The organism is Olsenella sp. SW781, from assembly GCF_012027725.1.
Lineage (GTDB): Bacteria > Actinomycetota > Coriobacteriia > Coriobacteriales > Atopobiaceae > Thermophilibacter.
Genome location: NZ_SJOU01000017.1, coordinates 20,969 through 37,319, shown reverse-complemented (window position 1 = coordinate 37,319; position 16,351 = coordinate 20,969). Strand labels below are relative to the sequence as shown.

Genomic DNA, 16,351 nt, shown 5'->3' with positions numbered 1-16,351 from the left:
CCCGCGGGCCCTCGAAGCGTCTAGTCGAGCTCCTTGGCGCCGGTCCAGAGCTGCCAGTACTCCCCGCGAAGCGCGAGGAGCTCCTCGTGCGTGCCGCGCTCCACGATGCGCCCGTGCTCGAGCACCATGATCGCGTCTGCGTTGCGCACGGTGCTCAACCGGTGCGCGATCACGAAGACCGTGCGCCCCGCCATGAGCGCGTCCATGCCGCGCTGGATGAGCGCCTCGGTGCGCGTGTCGATGCTCGAGGTGGCCTCGTCGAGAATGAGCACCGGCGGGTTTGCCACGGCCGCTCGGGCGATGGCCAGGAGCTGCCGCTGCCCCTGCGAGAGGTTCGCGCCGTCGGCCACCACGGGCGTGTCGTAGCCGCGCGGCAGGCGCGAGATGAAGCCGTCGGCGTTTGCCACGCGCGCGGCGGCGCGGACCTCCTCGTCCGTGGCGTCGAGCTTGCCGAAGCGGATGTTCTCGGCGATGGTCCCCGAGAAGAGGTGCGTGTCCTGCAGCACGATGCCGAGCGAGCGGCGCAGAGAGGCCTTCTCGATGTCGCGCACGTCGATGCCATCGTAGGTGATCACGCCGGAGCGCGTCTCGTAGAAGCGGTTGATGAGGTTGGTGATGGTGGTCTTGCCCGCACCCGTGGAGCCCACGAAGGCGATCTTCTGGCCCGGCTTGGCGTAGAGGGTGAGGTCCTTGAGGACCGTCTGGCCCTCCTCGTAGCCAAAGTCCACGTTGTAGAAGCGGACGTCTCCCTGGAGCGGCACGTGCTCGCCGTCGATGAGCCACGCCCAGCCCGCGGCGCCGGCCGCCACGCGCGCGGCCTCCACGTCGTCGGCGTGCTCGAGGCGCACCACGCCCTCGTCCACCTCGGGCTCAAGGCGCATCACGGAGAAGATGCGCTCCGCGCCCGCAAGCGCCGTGAGCAGGAAGTTGCCCTGCTGCGTGAACTGGTTGAGCGGCGCCGTAGCCTGGCGCACAAAGACGAGGTAGCTCGCGAGCGACCCCACGTCCATCTGCCCGCCCAGCGCCAGAACCGCGCCCAGGATGGTGACGATGGCGTAGTTGATGTAGCCCACGCACACGGTCACGGGCACCATCGTGGAGGCGTACGCCTGCGCCGATGTGCCCGCCTCGCGCAGGCGCTCGTTGAGCTCGCGGAAGCCGGCGAGGTTGGCGGCCTCGTGGTTGAATACCTTCACGACCTTCTGACCGGAGATCATCTCCTCCACGTAGCCGTCGAGGGCGCCCAGCTCGTGCTGCTGGCGCGAGAAGAACCGCCGGCTCCGTCCGCCCGAGAAGCGCACGTAGAGCGCGATGCCCGCGTCACACGCCAGGGTGACGAGCGTGAGGCGCCAGTCGAGCACCAGAAGCAGCGTGAGCGTGCCCACGATCTGCACGCCCGCCTGGACGAGGCTCGCGAAGCTGTTGTTGAGCGCCTCGGAGACCGTGTCAACGTCGTTGGTGAAGTAGCTCATCACGTCGCCGTGCCGGCTGCGGTCGAAGAAGGAGAGCGACAGGCGCTCGATGTGGTCGAAGAGGTCGCGCCGGATGTCGAAGACCACGCGCTGCGCCGCGCGCACCATCGTCTGCGTGTAGCCGGCGGCAGACGCCACGCCCAGGAGGTAGATCACCGCGGTCAGCGCGACGCCGGACGAGAAGGACGCGAAGTCGCCCTCCCCCACCGCGTTGACCACGGGCTTGATCATGTACGTGCCGAAGAGGTTGGCGAGCGCGCTCACGGTGACGAGCACCGCCACGAGCAGGAGCATCCAGCGCGCGTGGCTCATGTAGGAGAGGAGCGTCCGCAGCGTGGCGAGCATGTTTGCGGGGCGCGCGGGCGCCGCGGTCTGACGGGACGGCATCTACGCCACCTCCCCGCTGATCCCAGAGCCTATCTGGGACTCGTAGATCTCCTGGTAGATTGGGTCGCTGGCGAGAAGCTCCTCGTGCGTCCCGCAGGCGTGGACGCGCCCGTCGTCGAGCACCACGATCTTGTCGGCGTCCATCACGGAGGCCACGCGCTGGGCGATCACGATCTTGGTGACGTCGGTGAGCGTGGCGAGGTTTGCGCGGATCGTGGCGTCCGTGGCCATGTCCACGGCGCTCGTGGAATCGTCGAAGATGAGGACGCGCGGACGCTTGAGCAGGGCACGGGCAATGCAGAGGCGCTGGCGCTGCCCGCCCGAGACGCCCGCGCCGCCCTGGCCGAGGTCGCCGTCCAGCCCGCCGATGCGGTCCAGGAACTCGTCCGCGCAGGCGAGGCGGCACGCCTCGAGCATGTCCTCGTCCGAGGCGCCCGCGTCTCCCCAGGCCAGGTTCTCGCGAACGGTGCCCGAGAAGAGCACGTTCTTCTGCAGCACCACGCCCACGGCGTCACGCAGGCGCGCGAGGTCGTAGTCGCGCACGTCGCGCCCGCCCACGCGCACGGTGCCCGAGGTCACGTCGTAGAGTCGGGCGATGAGCTGCACGAGCGTGGTCTTGCCCGAGCCCGTGCCGCCCAGGATGCCGATGGTGGAGCCCGCCGGGAAGTCGAGGCAGACGTCCTCGAGGACGTTCTTCTCGGCTGTGCTCGCGTACTTGAAGCTCACGTGGTCAAAGGCGACCGAGCCGTCGCGCACGTCGCGCACCGCGTGATGCGGGGAGGCGATGGTGGGCTTCTCGTCCAGCACCTCCCCCACGCGCTCCACGCTGGTGACGGCGCGCGCGAGCAGCAGGAAGACGTTTGAGATCATCATGAGCGAGTTCACGATCTGCAGCACGTAGCTCATGAAGCCCGTGAAGGTGCCCACCGTGAGCGTGCCCGCGAGGATCATCTGGCCGCCGAGCCACATGATGCCCACGCAGGTCGTGTACATGGTCGCCTGGAAGATCGGGAGGTTGAGCACGGCCGTGCGGAAGGTGCGCGTGGCGGTGGAGGCGAGCTCCCCGTTCACGTCCGAAAAGCGCTCGGCGACATGCCCCTCTCGCACGTAGGCCTTGATCACGCGGATGGCCGCGAGGTCCTCCTGCAGGGCGTCGTTGAGCCTGTCCATCACGCCCTGGAGCACGCGGTAGAGCGGTCCCACGCGACGCACCACGAGAAAGACCGCCACCGCGAGCATCGGCATCACCACGAAGAACACCACCGCGAGCTCCGCCGACATGAGCCATGCGCACAGCAGGCCCATCACCATGATCACGGGGCCGCGCACGAGCGGGCGCGTGCCGGAGACCAGGGCGTTTTGGACCACCGTGACGTCGGTGGTGAGGCGCGTCACGAGAGACGAGCTCTCGAAGTCGTCGAGGTTGGCGAAGGAGAACTCCTGCAGGTGCGCGTACTCGGCCTCGCGCAGGCGCGCGCCGAGCCCCATGGCGGCGCGGGCAGAGAAGCGCGCGTAGAGAAAGCCCAGCCCGAGCGAGAGGAGCGCGCAGACGAGCATGCCGGCGCCGCCCCTGAGGACGGTGGGCAGGCTGCCGGCCATGATGCCCTCGTCCAGGACGTAGGCCATGAGCACGGGGATGAAGATCTCGAGCGAGGTCTCCACGGCCACGCAGAGCACGGCCATGAGGAAGTCGCGACGATACGGCCCCAGGTAGCGGGCGATGAGGCGGACGCCGTCCATCAGGCCTCGCCCCCCTTCGCGCCGCCGGCGGGGTCGCGCGCGGGGTCGGCGTCGTCGATGGCGCGCCAGAGGTTGGCGCGGGCGCGGGCGAGAAGGTCGGCGAAGGCGGCACGCTCCTCGGGTGAGAAGCCCGCGAGCATGACCTCCTGCTCATCGGCGCAGATGGCGTCCCAGGAGTCCGCGGCGGCACGGCCCCGCTCCGTGAGCTCGAGGGCCTTCGTGCGGCGGTCCCGTCCAGGGGCAGAGGTCACGAAGCCCGCGCGCTCGAGGGAGTCGAACATGCGCGAGACGGCGCCGGGGTCGCACTCGAAGAAGTCCGCGACCTCGCGCTGGCTTGACGGGCCGTGAACGGCCAGGTAGACGAGCATCTTCGGCTGGCCGGGGCCGAGCCCGAGCTCGTCGACGCGCGGCCTCAGGTAGGTGCGCTGCGCGTGGAAGGCGCGCATGAGGCGCATGTGGAAGTCCTCGAGCGAGGACCCCCGCTCCGGAATGGGCATGGTGACTCCTTGACACGTCAATGGTTGACCATGCAAGAATACGACAGGGCGCCGCCGTGTCAAGGGCCGACGGCAGAGCGCCCGCCCCGCGACGCGGAGACGGGCGCTCGTGTCACCTATGTGGGTGGGTTGGGGACTGCCCCCAGCTCACGGCTAGCGGCGCTCGGAGTCGTTGGACTCGTCGAAGTCCTCGTCCTCGTCCACCATGTTCCTGATGGCCTCCTTCTGCTCCGCGTTGAACTTGTCGGCGGCCATCTTCTCGGCGAAGGTCGCCTTCTTGAAGACCGTCGGCTGGTTGACCACGACCTGCGGGAACGGGATCGAGATGTCGTAGCGGTCGAAGAGGAGCTTCATCTCGCGGTTCAGGTCGTTGGTGAGGGGCGCGCGGTCCTTCTCGGCGCACTCCGCCACGATCTTGATGTTGACCGAGTTGTCCGCGAGCATCGTGACGCCCTTGTAGAACGGGCCGTCGATGATGGCCGGCAGGCGCTTCTTGATGTTGGGCAGCTCCTTGGCGAGGATGCTCTCCACGCGCTCGAGGCTCTCGCCGTACTCGATGCCCACCTCGACGGCGGCGTAGGAGTGCTCCTTGGTCATGTTGACCACGTTGGAGATGTTGGAGTTGCGCAGCACGAGGATGTTGCCGGAGCCGTCGTTGATCTTGGTCGTGCGCACGCCGATCTCCATGACGGTGCCGCGCTGGCCGCTCACCTGGATGATGTCGCCGACGCGGAACTCACCCTCGAAGATGATGAAGAGGCCCGAGATGATGTCGGTCACGATGTCCTTGGCGCCGAGGGAGACCGCGAAGGTGAGCAGGCCGGCCGAGGCGAGCAGCGTCGCCGTGTCCACGCCGAGAAGCGCGAGGCACCAGTACAGCGCGATGATCACGGAGGCGTACTTCACCGCGCTCGCGATGAGGCGGCACATGGTCACGCCGCGCGCCTCGACGACGCGGGCGATGAGCATGAGGATCTGCTGCAGGACCTCGGCGATGGTCGCGATCACGCAGGCGAACATGATCGACGCGGTGATGGCGAAGATGTTGAGGCCGTGCTGCCAGCTCCCGCCGAGGATGTACGAGAAGATCGAGCTCTTCTCGAAGATCGCGTCCTTGAAGATGACCGCGACGCACACGATGATGACGGCCACGCCCATGAACCAGCGCAGGACGGTGCCGAGCTTCTGCTCGGGCGACATCTCGTACCAGTTGAAGGAGCGGTGGAACCAGCGGCTCGCTGCGCTCACGGTGCGCATGGTGCGGCCACCCACGGTGACGTTCACCATCTTGGGGCGCGAGTCGTCGCCCTCGTCCTTCTCGGCAGCCTCGGCCTGGGAGCCCGGCTTGGGCCGGGGCTCGAGGACCATGATGCAGAAGACGACCACGAGGCAGGCGATGGCCACGCCGCCGGTGGCGATGGTCAGCGGGCCGCGCTCCTCCATGAGCGCGCCGTCGGGCCCGACGGCGAAGACGTAGTAGTCGCTCGTCTCGGCGGACGCGGCGTAGAGCTGCTCGCCGTTGATGGAGATGTAGTCGCTGTAGCCGTCCTTGAGCTGGTCGTCGGTCATGCCGCAGTCGGTGGCCAGCTTGCCGACCATGTTGTCGGCGGGATAGTAGGCGAAGGCGCCGTCGGACTTGTTGACGGCGAAGGCGAAGCCGTCCGCGCCCACGTGGACGCCGTCGAGCACGTTCTCAATCTGGACGCTCTCGAGGAGGGTCTCGAGGCGCGTCGGGCGGATGCCGAGCTGGACGAAGCCGTTCACGGTGCCTGACTCGTCGTGCGTGGTCACGCCGATGTACTGCCTGAGCTCGCCGGAGACCTCGTCGGGGCCGGCCTCCTGCACGACGGAGTCAACGCCCTGGAGGAGCTTGCGGAAGTCGTAGGACTGGTCCTCGGGGTCCTCGGAGAGCACGAAGTTGGTGAAGTTGGAGTTGGTGGCCGTCATCGTGCCGTTGATGTCAAAGGTGAAGAGGTACTGGATCTGCAGGACGTCGGCGAGCTCCTGGAGCTTCTCGCGCGTGGCGAGGGCGAGGTTGTGGTCGAGCGCGTAGGCCGCGACGTTGGCCTTGGAGAGGTAGCGCTCGTTGTACTGGGACTCGAGCTCGGCCGCGCGGTCCTGGCTGCGGTCGATGGTGGAGGCAACCTGGTCCACGCGCTCGGAGAGCGTGAGCGACTGCGAGGAGAGCGCGAAGAGCGTCTGCATGTAGAAGGAGATGACCACGATGCAGATGAAGCCCACGACGGACAGCACCGCCGCGCGGCTCGCGATGCGGCGGTTGACGCGGATGCCGCCGAGCGCGCGGATCTCCTCCACGCCCTCGTGGCCGTTGCGCTCGTCCTCGCGCAGCACGAAGATGCCGTAGAGGGCCACCGACGCGGCCACGACGGCGAACGCGAAGAGGATGACGCCCACGGTGACGTCGCCCGAGGCGTTCATGTCGGCCGCGGGGACGGCCTCGATGTAATACATGTCGTCGACGAGGCACACACGCCCGTAGATGCTCTTGCCGTCGAGCCTCATCCAGCCGGTGAAGCCGTCCTCGAGGTCCTCGACGTCGATGCCCTCGTCGATGGCGTCCGCGCCGATGAGGCGCTCGTCGGGGTGGTACTCGATCACGTAGGTCTGCGCGGAGAGGGCGAAGACGTAGCCGTCCTGCCCGATCTGGATGCCCTTGAGCACGCTCGCGGTCGAGCCGGTGGAGTCGACGAGCTCGTGCAGCTCCGCGGGGCTCTGCTCGATGACCACCATGGTGCCCTCGTCGATCCGCGCGGCGTAGTAGCGCACGTTCCAGTCCTGCTCGGGCAGGTCGATCTCCACGGCGCGCGACGGCTCGCCCGTGGCGAGCGACTCGCGCAGGTAGTTGAAGCGCGCGGCGGCAAAGTCCGCGCGGGTGTCGGCCGCCTTGGCGACCACGGTTCCGTCGGCGCTCACCAGCAGCACGTTGTCGACCCCGAGGAGCTCCTGGTACTCGCGCATCTTGGCGTCCGTGGCCTCGAAGCCCGTGTCGTTGGCGACGAGGAACGAGACGCTCTGGGCCTTGGACTGGTAGATGGCGTCGAAGGTCTCCTTGTTCTGAGCGTTCTCCTCGTCCGCCTCGGCGAGCAGGGAGGTGAGCTGCCTGGCCTCCTCCTCCATCTCGACGTCATAGTTGGCGCGCGTGAGCTCGCTCTGCATGTTGGAGAGGAGCACCCCCATGACGGCGATGCTCGCGAGCGCGGCGATGACGATGGCCGCGATCTTGATCTTGAGGTTACGTGACATCCGCATCGCTATCCCCCTAGTCCCACTTGTCCACGAGCGCGGCGATGGTGCCGTCGTCGAGCATCTCCTGCACCGCCTCGGACACGGGCTGGGAGAGCTCGGAGCCCTTCTGCGTGGCCACGCCGAACGACTGCTCGGCCACCACGAAGTCGGGGAGCACGGTGCGCTTGTCGTCCATGTAGGTATGCGCGATGGCGCCGTCGAGCACCATGGCGTCGACCTCGCCGGACTCGAGCGCGTCGGAGAGCTCCTGGTAGCTGGGGTACTGCACGAGGTTCCAGGTGTCGAAGGTGACGTCGGAGTTGTCCTCGTTGGCGGTCACGACCTCGCCGTTCGTGAAGCCTATCTCATAGAGCTTGATGGAGAGCAAAGGCGCGGCGTTGGCGCCGGACATGGTGCCGAACGTGCATCCGCGCAGGTCGTCGATGCCCTCGAAGAGGGAGGAGTTCTGGACCACCGCGATGACCCGGTCGTCATAGTACGCGGGAGAGAAGTCGAAGTTCTCCAGGCGGGAGTCGGCGATGGAGTAGCAGCCCGCGATGAGGTCGATCTCTCCGTTGAGGAGCATCTCCTTGCGGTTCTCCGGGAGCACGGTGACGAACTCGACCTCGCCGTAGCCGAGGCGGTCGGCGAGCTGGTTGACGAGGTCGATCTCCATGCCGTAGTAGTTGCCGGTGCCCTCGTTGAGGTAGCCGAACCCCACCACGTCCGCGCGCACGCCGGCGCGCAGGGTCCCCTTCAACCCGCCGATCGCGACGGGCGCGCCGTCACACCCGCTCGCAAGCATTCCCACCGGCAGCGCCGCAAGCATCAGCGCGCCGAAGGACCGTCTCGTCAAATTCAACGTCCTTCCCCCTTGAACTTCTCGTTAACCAGCTGATTCACACGATTTGTCATTATCTCGTACAAAATTGCAGGTAATCGTATTCTTTTTCAGTTTCAACCTAGCTTTGAGCTAACTCTTGACCTGCAGTTCATTTGTTCAACTTCCCATTGAAATTGAGCGCGCCCTGTTGTGGGAGCCCATCCGCTTCGGCACAATGGCGAGCGTTTTGTCGCCCGGCGGACCTCAGCCGTCGGGCACGTTTCATGAAGGAGGATGTTTTGGATTCCACCAAGAAGTACCTCGCCGAGGCCCTCGGCACGTTCGTGCTCACGCTCTTCGGCTGCGGCAGCGCCTGCATAGCCGGCACCACGCTCGGCACCGTGGGCATCGCCCTGGCCTTTGGCCTGTCCATCGTCGCCATGGCCTTCGTCATCGGCAACGTCTCGGGCTGCCACATCAACCCGGCCGTGACCTTCGGCTGCTACGTCGACGGCCGCATCTCCCTCAAGGACCTCTACTGCTACTGGATCGCCCAGTTCGTCGGCGCCATCGCGGCCGCCTTCGTGCTGCTGTTCATCGTGACCCAGTGCGGCTCCCTCGGCGGCGTGGCCGAGACCGGCCTCGGCTGCAACGGCTTCGGCGACGCCTCCACGACCGGCCTCTCCATGATCGGCGCCTTCGTCGTCGAGGTCATCCTCACCTGCGTCTTCGTGCTCACCATCCTCGGCGTGACCGCCGACGTCAAGACCAGCCACTTCGGCGGCCTCGTGATCGGCCTCTGCCTCACCTTCGTGCACATCATGGGCATCCCCCTGACGGGCACCTCCGTGAACCCCGCCCGCAGCTTCGGCCCCGCGCTCGCCATGGCCGTGACCGGCAACACCGTCGCCATCGAGCAGGTCTGGGTCTTCATCTTCGCGCCGCTCGCCGGCGCCGCCCTCGCCGCGGTCATCTTCAAGGGCTTCAAGAGCTTCTACGGCTCCGAGAAGTAGTCCTTCTCGGCACACGCCCCCACCTTGCGGCGCCCGCCACTCCCGGCGGGCGCCGCTTTTTCGCGCGCGGGCCCTCCGGCCGACGCCCTTCTCGCCCATTGCGCTTGCACCGAGACAGAGGAACGGGACAAAACGGGGTCGTTTGAGAGCCCATTTTGTCCCGTTCCTCTGTCTCGGTGAGAACGCAGACTAAAAGATGCTGGCGAGAAGGACGGCCTACCCGAGGTTAGAGACCACGGCCCATACCACCACGACCAGCAGCACCGCGATGAGGATGCCAGCGTAGAGCTTGGCGGTGCCCTTCTGGAGCTTCTCGACCTGCTCGCGCTTGTCGCTCATGCCGTTCCCTTCGCCAGCTGGCGCCGGACGGTCCCTGAGACCTGTCCCGTTTTCTCTGAGAGAAAACCCGTCCCCTTTTACAGGAGGCGGAGGCCGACCTCCTTGAGCTGCTTGCCGGAGACCTCGCTGGGGGCCTCGGACATGAGGTCGCTGCCAGAAGACGTCTTGGGGAACGCCATGACGTCGCGGATGGAGTCCTCACCGGCGAGCAGCATGCACACGCGGTCGAGGCCGAGGGCGAAGCCGCCCATCGGGGGCGCGCCGTACTCGAGGGCGTCCATCAGGAAGCCGAACTGCTCGCGGGCGCGCTCCACCGTGAAGCCCATGAGCTCGAGCATGTCGAGCTGCATCTGGGAGTTGTGGATACGCATGCCGCCGCCGCCAGCCTCGCAGCCGTCCATGACGAAGTCGTACGTCGCGGAGCCGATGGCCAGCGGGTCGGCCTTGATCTTCTCGACGTCGAGCTCGGTGGGCAGGGTGAAGGGCTGGTGCTCGGCCTCGTAGCGCTTGGCCTCGTCGTCCCAGTGGAAGAGCGGGAAGTTGACCACCCAGAGGAAGTCGTGGCCCTCGCGCGGGACGTCGAGTGCGTTTGCCATGTGCAGGCGCATGCCGCCGAGGATCTCGTCGGCCGTCTTGCGGTCGGCCACGGCGAACATCACGAGGTCGCCCAGCTCGACGTCCATCTCAGCCTTGAGGGCCTCCATCTCCTCGTCGGAGAAGAACTTGACGATCGGGCTGTTCACGGAGCCATCCTCGCGGAACGCGATCCACGCGAGGCCCTTGGCGCCAAACTCGGCGGCGACGTTGGCCAGCTTGTCGATCTGCGCGCGCGGCCAGGCGCCGGCGCCCTTGGCGTTGATGGCCTTGACGTACTGGCCGTCGGTCGCGGCGGCGCTCGCGAAGAGCTTGAACTTGGAGGCCTGGAAGATCCCCGTCACGTCGTGGAGCTCCATGCCAAAGCGGGTGTCCGGCTTGTCGGAGCCGTAGGTGTCCATCGCGTCCCAGTAGTCCAGGCGGCGCAGCGGCGTGGGCATCTCGACGCCCATCTTGGAGAAGGCGTCGGACAGAACGTCCTCGAGCGCGCCCATGACGTCGTCCTGCTCGACGAAGCTCATCTCGATGTCCACCTGCGTGAACTCGGGCTGGCGGTCGGCGCGCAGGTCCTCGTCGCGGAAGCACTTGGCGACCTGGTAGTAGCGCTCGACGCCGCCGACCATGAGGAGCTGCTTCAGGAGCTGCGGGGACTGCGGCAGCGCGTAGAAGTGGCCGGGCTGGGTGCGGGACGGCACGAGGAAGTCGCGCGCGCCCTCGGGCGTGGACTTGAAGAGCGCCGGCGTCTCCACCTCGAGGAACTCGCGGTCGTGCAGCGCCTGGCGCAGCGCGAAGGTGAAGTCGGAGCGCATCTTGAGGTTGGCCGTCATGCGCGGGCGACGCAGGTCCAGGTAGCGATAGCGCAGGCGGACGTCCTCGGAGGTGTCCACGTGGTCCTCGATCTGGAAGGGCGGCGTCTTGGAGGAGTTGAGGACCTCGATGGCGTCGATAAGGACCTCGATCTCGCCGGTGGCGAGCTTGGGGTTCTCCATGCCCTCGGGGCGCTCGCGGACCACACCGGTGACCTTGATGGGCCACTCGGAGCGAATGGTCTCGGCCGCGTGGAAGGCCTCGCCGCCGGAGTGCTCCGGGTCAAAGGAGACCTGCGTCACGCCGTCGCGGTCGCGCAGGTCAACAAAGATGAGGCCGCCGTGGTCGCGGCGGTGCCAGACCCAGCCGGTGAGCGTCACCTGCTGGCCGATGTGCTCGCGGCGCAGCTCGCCGCAGGTGTGGGTGTGCATGGTGTGGGAGTCCATGTGATGCCTTTCTCGTCCTGCCGCCCCGTGCCGTACGGGCGGCGCCTTCCGGATGGCCGCGACGCACGTAAACGGCGCGCGTCACAGCGGGGGTGATTGTACTACGGGCGACGCTGGCGGCGCGCGAGCGTAACCGGACGACAATAATCACGCGGACGATGCAGCTCGTCAAAGAAGCGGTGCGCACCCTTGGAGAGTGCGGAGGCAATCGCTTCGTTCGTGGCAGCCTCCAGAATTGGCAGCCCAGCTCTGCCAATTATGGCGAAATTGGCAGAGCTGGGCTGCCAATGTATGCGCCAATCGATAAGTAGACTCAGAACTTACTGCTCGTACTCAGGTGTAGCTCCTACCGTCGCGGGAAAGCAAGAGCGGGCGGCACCGCCAGCAGAACCGAGCATGTCACGAACGCCAGCCGCGCACCGCAGCCAGCAAAACCGAACCTCATGCAACCCCCTGGGCTTGGAGACGAAAGGCTACGCCGATCGTTCCTTCAGCTTCAGCCCGTAAACCCCTGCTCAAAGGCCCCGGGGAACGAGCAGGGCCGGTCCATTTAACCGAAGCGCCGAGAAGGACCCTACGGAGCGCCGACAAACGCCTTCTTGCGCACCGTCTTGAGGACGTTTCTTTTGAACGTACCCCACGAGCCGAAGAAGCGACGATCGGTGGCGGTCTCCTCGTGGGCCTGGTACTTGAGCGCCGTCAGCTCAACCGCGCAGGCATAGTCAGCCGCCTGAGAGAGTCGGTACTCGGAAGGCGAGGCGGCTCGGAACACCACAGCCTCGCGGGCGAGCGCGTATTCGAGCGCGTCGTGGATCGCCTGCGTCACCGCATGCTGGCCACCATCGTAGTAGACCTTCACCCGGTCGAACTGCTGAAGGTAGTCGAGGTTATCAAAAAGAAAGTTGACCACGTCCCGACGCATCCGCTCGGAGAGGTGCTCGGCATCCGCAAACTCACGCTTCCGGTACGAGAAGGTCTTGTAGCGGATGGGGAGGTATCGGAACAGGACGCGAAACGCCGCAAGAAGCCGCAGCCTATCTTCAACGCTCATAAAGGAGTAGTCGTCGTGCCCGTTCATCAGGGGCGAGGCATGAAAGGGCAGATTGGGGAGGCCGCGCGCCACAAGGCTCCGCTCATATCGAGAAACGCTGTCAGCCAAAGGCGCGCTCTGGTCATGGAACACAAGCGTCAGAAGGTAGTAGTCCGAGTCCAGGCCGTCGGCTCCAGACTCGTCTACGAAGACGCTCAGCTCTCGCAACTCGGTCCCCTCTCGATATAAAAAATGCCGGGGGAAACGCCCCCGGCGCTTGGAAGACCCCGAAGGGCCCACTTCTCTTATACCACACTGGGGGCGCTCCAAACGCGCTGCCACCTCAGATGGCCTACAATCCCAGAAATCCCTGCTCAAAAGCACCAGGAAACGCGAACATGCGGTCCTTGCCGCCCAGATGAACGACGATGTAGCCCTCGTCGAGACTCACCACCGTACCTTGGCCGAACGCCTTGTGGCGCACGACATCGCCGACCTCGATGGAGTCAAGCTGCTGGCGAGAAGGACGGGCGGGTGCTGCGACGTAGCCTCTACCGCGGGCTCAGGCGTCGGCTCACGTCATTCCTCGTTGTTCCTATGCTTCCTTGTCTGAATGTCATCAACTAGTTTGACGATCGACTCTCCCTGGCCGAGCAAGTACGGCGTCCAATCCGTTTTCCTGGCAAGGTCATACTCCGCTGCCGACCTAAGCCTGAAGAGAAGTACGCGGTGCTCCTTCCAGGCGAGCAGCGGATGAAGCGTCTCTCCAGTGCTCTCTATCCTGAGTTCTGGGTTCAGAGACGGATACTCATAGCGAGCACCTTTGGTGGCAGCCCGCAGCCTGTCGAGATCGGCCTGTTCCTCAGGCTGGACATCACCCTTGATAAGGCTCCTCCAAATCCTGAAGTATGGCTGTGGCGGAAAGCCCATCCCCTCATTCATCACCGTTGCGTAGAGGCCAGTAAAAAACTTCTTTTTCCTCTGAACCTCACCTTTGTCGTTACCTCATCATCAGGCAAACCTCCAGTAGTAGGTTCAGGCCCAAGCCGCGCGGCGACATAGTCGTCGTTTCCAAGGAAGTACTCCTCGATGAGATCCCATCGCTCCTCGATGCTCATCGGCGTCATGAAGAAGCGCGTGATAACATGCGCCGAGAACTCGTGTCGCTCCTTCTGCTCCTTGAGAACAGAATTCGAATACTTTGGATCGCTCAAAATCGACTATGACAACGAGGACTCGCAGCTGTAGGGATGCGGAAAACGTACCCTAATACCCGGAGTTTTCAGACGCTCCCCCGTCGAACGTGCTACCCTAGCGCCGGCCAACCGAAGGAGCGCACATGCCCGCATACCAGACCGTCGTCTTCGACCTTGACGGAACCCTCCTGAACACCCTCGAGGACCTGCACCTCTCCACCAACGCGGCGCTCGCGACGCACGACATGCCGCCGCACTCCATCGACGACGTGCGCCGCTTCGTGGGCAACGGCATTCGCTTGCTCATCCACCGTGCCGTGCCCGCCGGCACGGACGCCGCCACGGAGGAGGCCGTCTACGAGGACTTCTGCGCTCACTACGCCGCCCACTGCGAGGACCACACCGGCCCCTACCCCGGCATCCCCGAGCTCCTGGCTCACCTGCGCGCCGCAGGCGTGCGCCTGGCCGTGGTCTCCAACAAGGGCGACTTCGCCGTGCAGGAGCTGATTGCGCGGCAGTTCCCGGGCGCCTTCGACGCGGTGCTCGGGGAGAACGAGGCGGCCGGCATCCGCAAGAAGCCCTCCCCGGACATGGTTGAGGCCGCGCTCGGGCGCATGGGCGTCACACACGAGGGCATGGCGTACGTGGGCGACTCCGAGGTCGACGTGCAGACCGCCGAGGCCGTCGGGTGCAGCTGCATTTCATGTACGTGGGGATTCCGCGGGCGAGACGAGCTCGTGGCGGCGGGGGCGACCGCCTTCGTGGACACGCCTGACGAGCTGGAGCGCGTTCTTCTCGCCAGCGCTCAGTGACCGCAGAGGCTACGCTCACCTAACATTTCGGGAACAGACGCATAACAGGCGGCGAGACGGGTTATAGTTTGTCTATCGTCCATTTGGTATTCCGGAGAAAGGAACCGCCATGGGAAAGAAGGCAGCAGAGGCCCTCGACATCAACTACGACGAGCTGGCCGAGTACCTGCATTGCAACCACTCGGTCTACATGAAGACCGGCTCCGCCATCTATTACCTGACTGACTGCAACTTCGAGTCCTGGCGCGCGCAGGACACGAGCCGCCGCAACGAGAAGGACCACTTCGTCGACTGCTCCGAGCTCGTCCCCACCGTTGACGAGTTCCTCGCCCTCCCCTTCATCCACGGCAAGACCATCAAGGACGTCTTCGATCACGCGACCTTCTACGCCTCCATCTCCGGCGAGAAGGACTGACGCCTCACCAATCGTCACCCGCACCTGCGACGGGGCCGGAGCCTCAGGGTTCCGGCCCCGTTTCTGCGCCGAGGGGACGTGCCGCGGGGACGTGCCGCGGAGCGCGTTGCGGGTTCGGGGGTTATGGCAATTTGGGGCTCCGACGCGCTGCGGAGATGGGGGTTATGGCAGTCGCGGCGGAGCGTCAACTGGGCGTTCTTCTCGCCCTGTTGCGGAATCGGGGGTTGTGGCAGGTCGAAAACTGCCACAACCCCCGATCGGACAACGCGGGCGACGGGTTAATTGCCATAACCCCGGAAAGGCCAACGCCTGAGCGGCGGAGCCGGAAGCCGGGAGCCGGAGGGGCCGAAAGCCGGGACTCCGCACATCCGGACGCCGGGGCGAGAAGAACCTCGGGCCGTCGAGCTACTCCTCGCCGAGGGCGGCGCGACCGTAGGCGTCGGCCGCGAGCATGGCGGAGGCGACCTTCTCGGGCGTGACCTCGAAGGGCATGTTGCCGAGAGTGTCGGTGGGCGCGCAGGCGAGCTTGGCCACCTCGAGCACGCGCTCCCAGCTCGCGTCCTCGACGCCGAGCTGCGCGAACGTCACCGGCAGGCCGATCTCCACGCAGAAGTCGAGCACCTCGTAGAGCTCCTCGGCGTTCTCCAGGACGAGCTGCGTGAGCGTGCCGAAGGCGACCTTCTCGCCGTGGTAGAACGCGTGGGTCTCGGGCATGGCGGTCATGCCGTTGTGGATGGCGTGCGCGCCGGCAAGGCCCGCGGACTCGAAGCCCAGGCCGGAGAGCAGCGTGTTGGCCTCGATGATCTTCTCGACGGACTCGGTGCAGGCGCCGGCCTCCAGCGCGAGCTTAGCCTTGAGGCCGTCGGAGATGAGCGTCTCGTAGCACAGGCGGGCGAGCGCCATGGCGGCCTCGGTCACGTGGCCGCCGGCGCAGGTGGTGGCGTCGGAGCGCTTGCAGGCGCGGGCCTCGAAGTAGGTGGCCAGGGCGTCGCCCATGCCAGAGACCGTCAGGCGCACCGGGCTCTTGGAGATGACGTCGGTGTCCATGAGGACGAGGTTGGGGTTCTGCTTGAAGAACTGGTACTCCTTGAACTGACCGTCGTCGGTGTAGATGACGGAGAGCGCGGAGCACGGGGCGTCCGTGGCGGCAATGGTGGGCACGATGACCACGGGCACGTCGACGGCAGCGGCCACGGCCTTGGCGGTGTCGAAGATCTTGCCGCCGCCCACGCCCACGACCACGTCGGCGCCGGACGAGCGCAGGACCTCGACAAGGCGGTCGATCTCGGCCTGGGAGCACTCGCCGTTGAAGTTGTCGTAGGTGCGCGCCACGCCGGCGGCCTCGAGGCTCGCGGTGATGACGTCGCCGGAGCGGCGCAGGCCGCCCTCGGAGATGACCACGAGCGCGTGGGCGCCGTAGGCCTTGACGTACTCGCCGAGGCGGGTCAGCTCGCCGGGGCCCTGAACGTACTTGCTGGGGCTGATGAAGATACGTGCCATGTGCCAGATCCTCTCTCTTCGTGAAAGAGGCCCC

14 protein-coding genes are annotated in these 16,351 nt (G+C 66.0%); 3 read left to right on the top strand and 11 right to left on the bottom strand.

The window, feature by feature from the left end:
* Positions 1-20: 20 nt before the first annotated feature.
* The 5 genes from E0L17_RS09510 to E0L17_RS09490 form a co-directional block, all read right to left on the bottom strand.
* Positions 21-1,859, bottom strand: a complete 1,839-nt coding sequence (locus E0L17_RS09510; RefSeq protein WP_167930999.1) for an ABC transporter ATP-binding protein — start codon at positions 1,857-1,859, stop codon at positions 21-23.
* Positions 1,860-3,599, bottom strand: coding sequence for an ABC transporter ATP-binding protein (locus E0L17_RS09505; RefSeq protein ID WP_167930998.1), 1,740 nt, complete (start codon positions 3,597-3,599; stop codon positions 1,860-1,862). It abuts the gene before it with no gap.
* Positions 3,599-4,096 (bottom strand): MarR family winged helix-turn-helix transcriptional regulator, encoded by a 498-nt coding sequence (locus E0L17_RS09500; protein WP_206109103.1) that lies wholly within the window; start codon positions 4,094-4,096, stop codon positions 3,599-3,601. Before E0L17_RS09500 ends, E0L17_RS09505 begins: the two co-directional genes overlap by 1 nt.
* Positions 4,097-4,249: 153 nt before the next feature.
* Entirely contained in the window at positions 4,250-7,360 is a 3,111-nt protein-coding gene (locus E0L17_RS09495) for a mechanosensitive ion channel domain-containing protein (RefSeq protein ID WP_286163418.1), read from the bottom strand.
* A gap of 16 nt (positions 7,361-7,376) precedes the next feature.
* On the bottom strand, positions 7,377-8,198 hold the full coding sequence (locus tag E0L17_RS09490; protein WP_286163417.1) for a transporter substrate-binding domain-containing protein: 822 nt from the start codon (positions 8,196-8,198) through the stop codon (positions 7,377-7,379).
* Positions 8,199-8,464: 266 nt separating this feature from the next.
* Here E0L17_RS09490 and E0L17_RS09485 point away from each other — a divergent pair, with 266 nt between their 5' ends.
* Positions 8,465-9,178: an aquaporin gene (locus E0L17_RS09485; RefSeq protein ID WP_286163416.1), complete on the top strand. Its 714-nt coding sequence runs from the start codon at positions 8,465-8,467 to the stop codon at positions 9,176-9,178.
* 216 nt (positions 9,179-9,394) lie between these two features.
* On the opposite strand, the gene E0L17_RS11130 is transcribed toward E0L17_RS09485, so the two are convergent.
* From E0L17_RS11130 to E0L17_RS09465, 5 genes are all read right to left on the bottom strand, one after another.
* Positions 9,395-9,517 (bottom strand): hypothetical protein, encoded by a 123-nt coding sequence (locus E0L17_RS11130; RefSeq protein WP_286163415.1) that lies wholly within the window; start codon positions 9,515-9,517, stop codon positions 9,395-9,397.
* Between the two features lie 77 nt (positions 9,518-9,594).
* Positions 9,595-11,364, bottom strand: a complete 1,770-nt coding sequence (aspS, locus tag E0L17_RS09480; protein WP_167930994.1) for an aspartate--tRNA ligase — start codon at positions 11,362-11,364, stop codon at positions 9,595-9,597.
* 574 nt (positions 11,365-11,938) lie between these two features.
* Positions 11,939-12,622, bottom strand: coding sequence for a DUF3800 domain-containing protein (locus tag E0L17_RS09475; protein ID WP_167930993.1), 684 nt, complete (start codon positions 12,620-12,622; stop codon positions 11,939-11,941).
* A gap of 351 nt (positions 12,623-12,973) precedes the next feature.
* Complete coding sequence (locus tag E0L17_RS09470; protein WP_167930992.1) at positions 12,974-13,336, bottom strand: hypothetical protein; 363 nt, start codon at positions 13,334-13,336, stop codon at positions 12,974-12,976.
* Positions 13,336-13,521, bottom strand: a complete 186-nt coding sequence (locus E0L17_RS09465) for a hypothetical protein (RefSeq protein WP_167930991.1) — start codon at positions 13,519-13,521, stop codon at positions 13,336-13,338. The genes E0L17_RS09470 and E0L17_RS09465 overlap by 1 nt, the downstream gene beginning before the upstream one ends.
* 212 nt (positions 13,522-13,733) lie before the next feature.
* On the opposite strand from E0L17_RS09465, the gene E0L17_RS09460 reads away from it, so the two are divergent.
* On the top strand, positions 13,734-14,402 hold the full coding sequence (locus E0L17_RS09460; RefSeq protein WP_167930990.1) for an HAD family hydrolase: 669 nt from the start codon (positions 13,734-13,736) through the stop codon (positions 14,400-14,402).
* Positions 14,403-14,511: 109 nt separating this feature from the next.
* Positions 14,512-14,817, top strand: coding sequence for a CDP-alcohol phosphatidyltransferase (locus E0L17_RS09455; protein WP_075280645.1), 306 nt, complete (start codon positions 14,512-14,514; stop codon positions 14,815-14,817).
* A 405-nt stretch (positions 14,818-15,222) separates the two neighbouring features.
* On the opposite strand, the gene E0L17_RS09450 is transcribed toward E0L17_RS09455, so the two are convergent.
* Entirely contained in the window at positions 15,223-16,317 is a 1,095-nt protein-coding gene (locus E0L17_RS09450; protein WP_167930989.1) for a glycerol dehydrogenase, read from the bottom strand.
* Between the last annotated feature and the right edge of the window lie 34 nt (positions 16,318-16,351).

Coding starts and splice junctions, on each gene's coding strand:
- E0L17_RS09495 (WP_286163418.1), bottom strand. CDS start 7,360: ATGTCACGTAACCTCAAGATCAAGATCGCGGCCATCGTCATCGCCGCG.
- E0L17_RS11130 (WP_286163415.1), bottom strand. CDS start 9,517: ATGAGCGACAAGCGCGAGCAGGTCGAGAAGCTCCAGAAGGGCACCGCC.
- E0L17_RS09510 (WP_167930999.1), bottom strand. CDS start 1,859: ATGCCGTCCCGTCAGACCGCGGCGCCCGCGCGCCCCGCAAACATGCTC.
- E0L17_RS09470 (WP_167930992.1), bottom strand. CDS start 13,336: ATGAATGAGGGGATGGGCTTTCCGCCACAGCCATACTTCAGGATTTGG.
- E0L17_RS09465 (WP_167930991.1), bottom strand. CDS start 13,521: ATGACGCCGATGAGCATCGAGGAGCGATGGGATCTCATCGAGGAGTAC.
- E0L17_RS09500 (WP_206109103.1), bottom strand. CDS start 4,096: ATGCCCATTCCGGAGCGGGGGTCCTCGCTCGAGGACTTCCACATGCGC.
- E0L17_RS09450 (WP_167930989.1), bottom strand. CDS start 16,317: ATGGCACGTATCTTCATCAGCCCCAGCAAGTACGTTCAGGGCCCCGGC.
- E0L17_RS09505 (WP_167930998.1), bottom strand. CDS start 3,599: ATGGACGGCGTCCGCCTCATCGCCCGCTACCTGGGGCCGTATCGTCGC.
- E0L17_RS09460 (WP_167930990.1), top strand. CDS start 13,734: ATGCCCGCATACCAGACCGTCGTCTTCGACCTTGACGGAACCCTCCTG.
- E0L17_RS09455 (WP_075280645.1), top strand. CDS start 14,512: ATGGGAAAGAAGGCAGCAGAGGCCCTCGACATCAACTACGACGAGCTG.
- aspS (WP_167930994.1), bottom strand. CDS start 11,364: ATGGACTCCCACACCATGCACACCCACACCTGCGGCGAGCTGCGCCGC.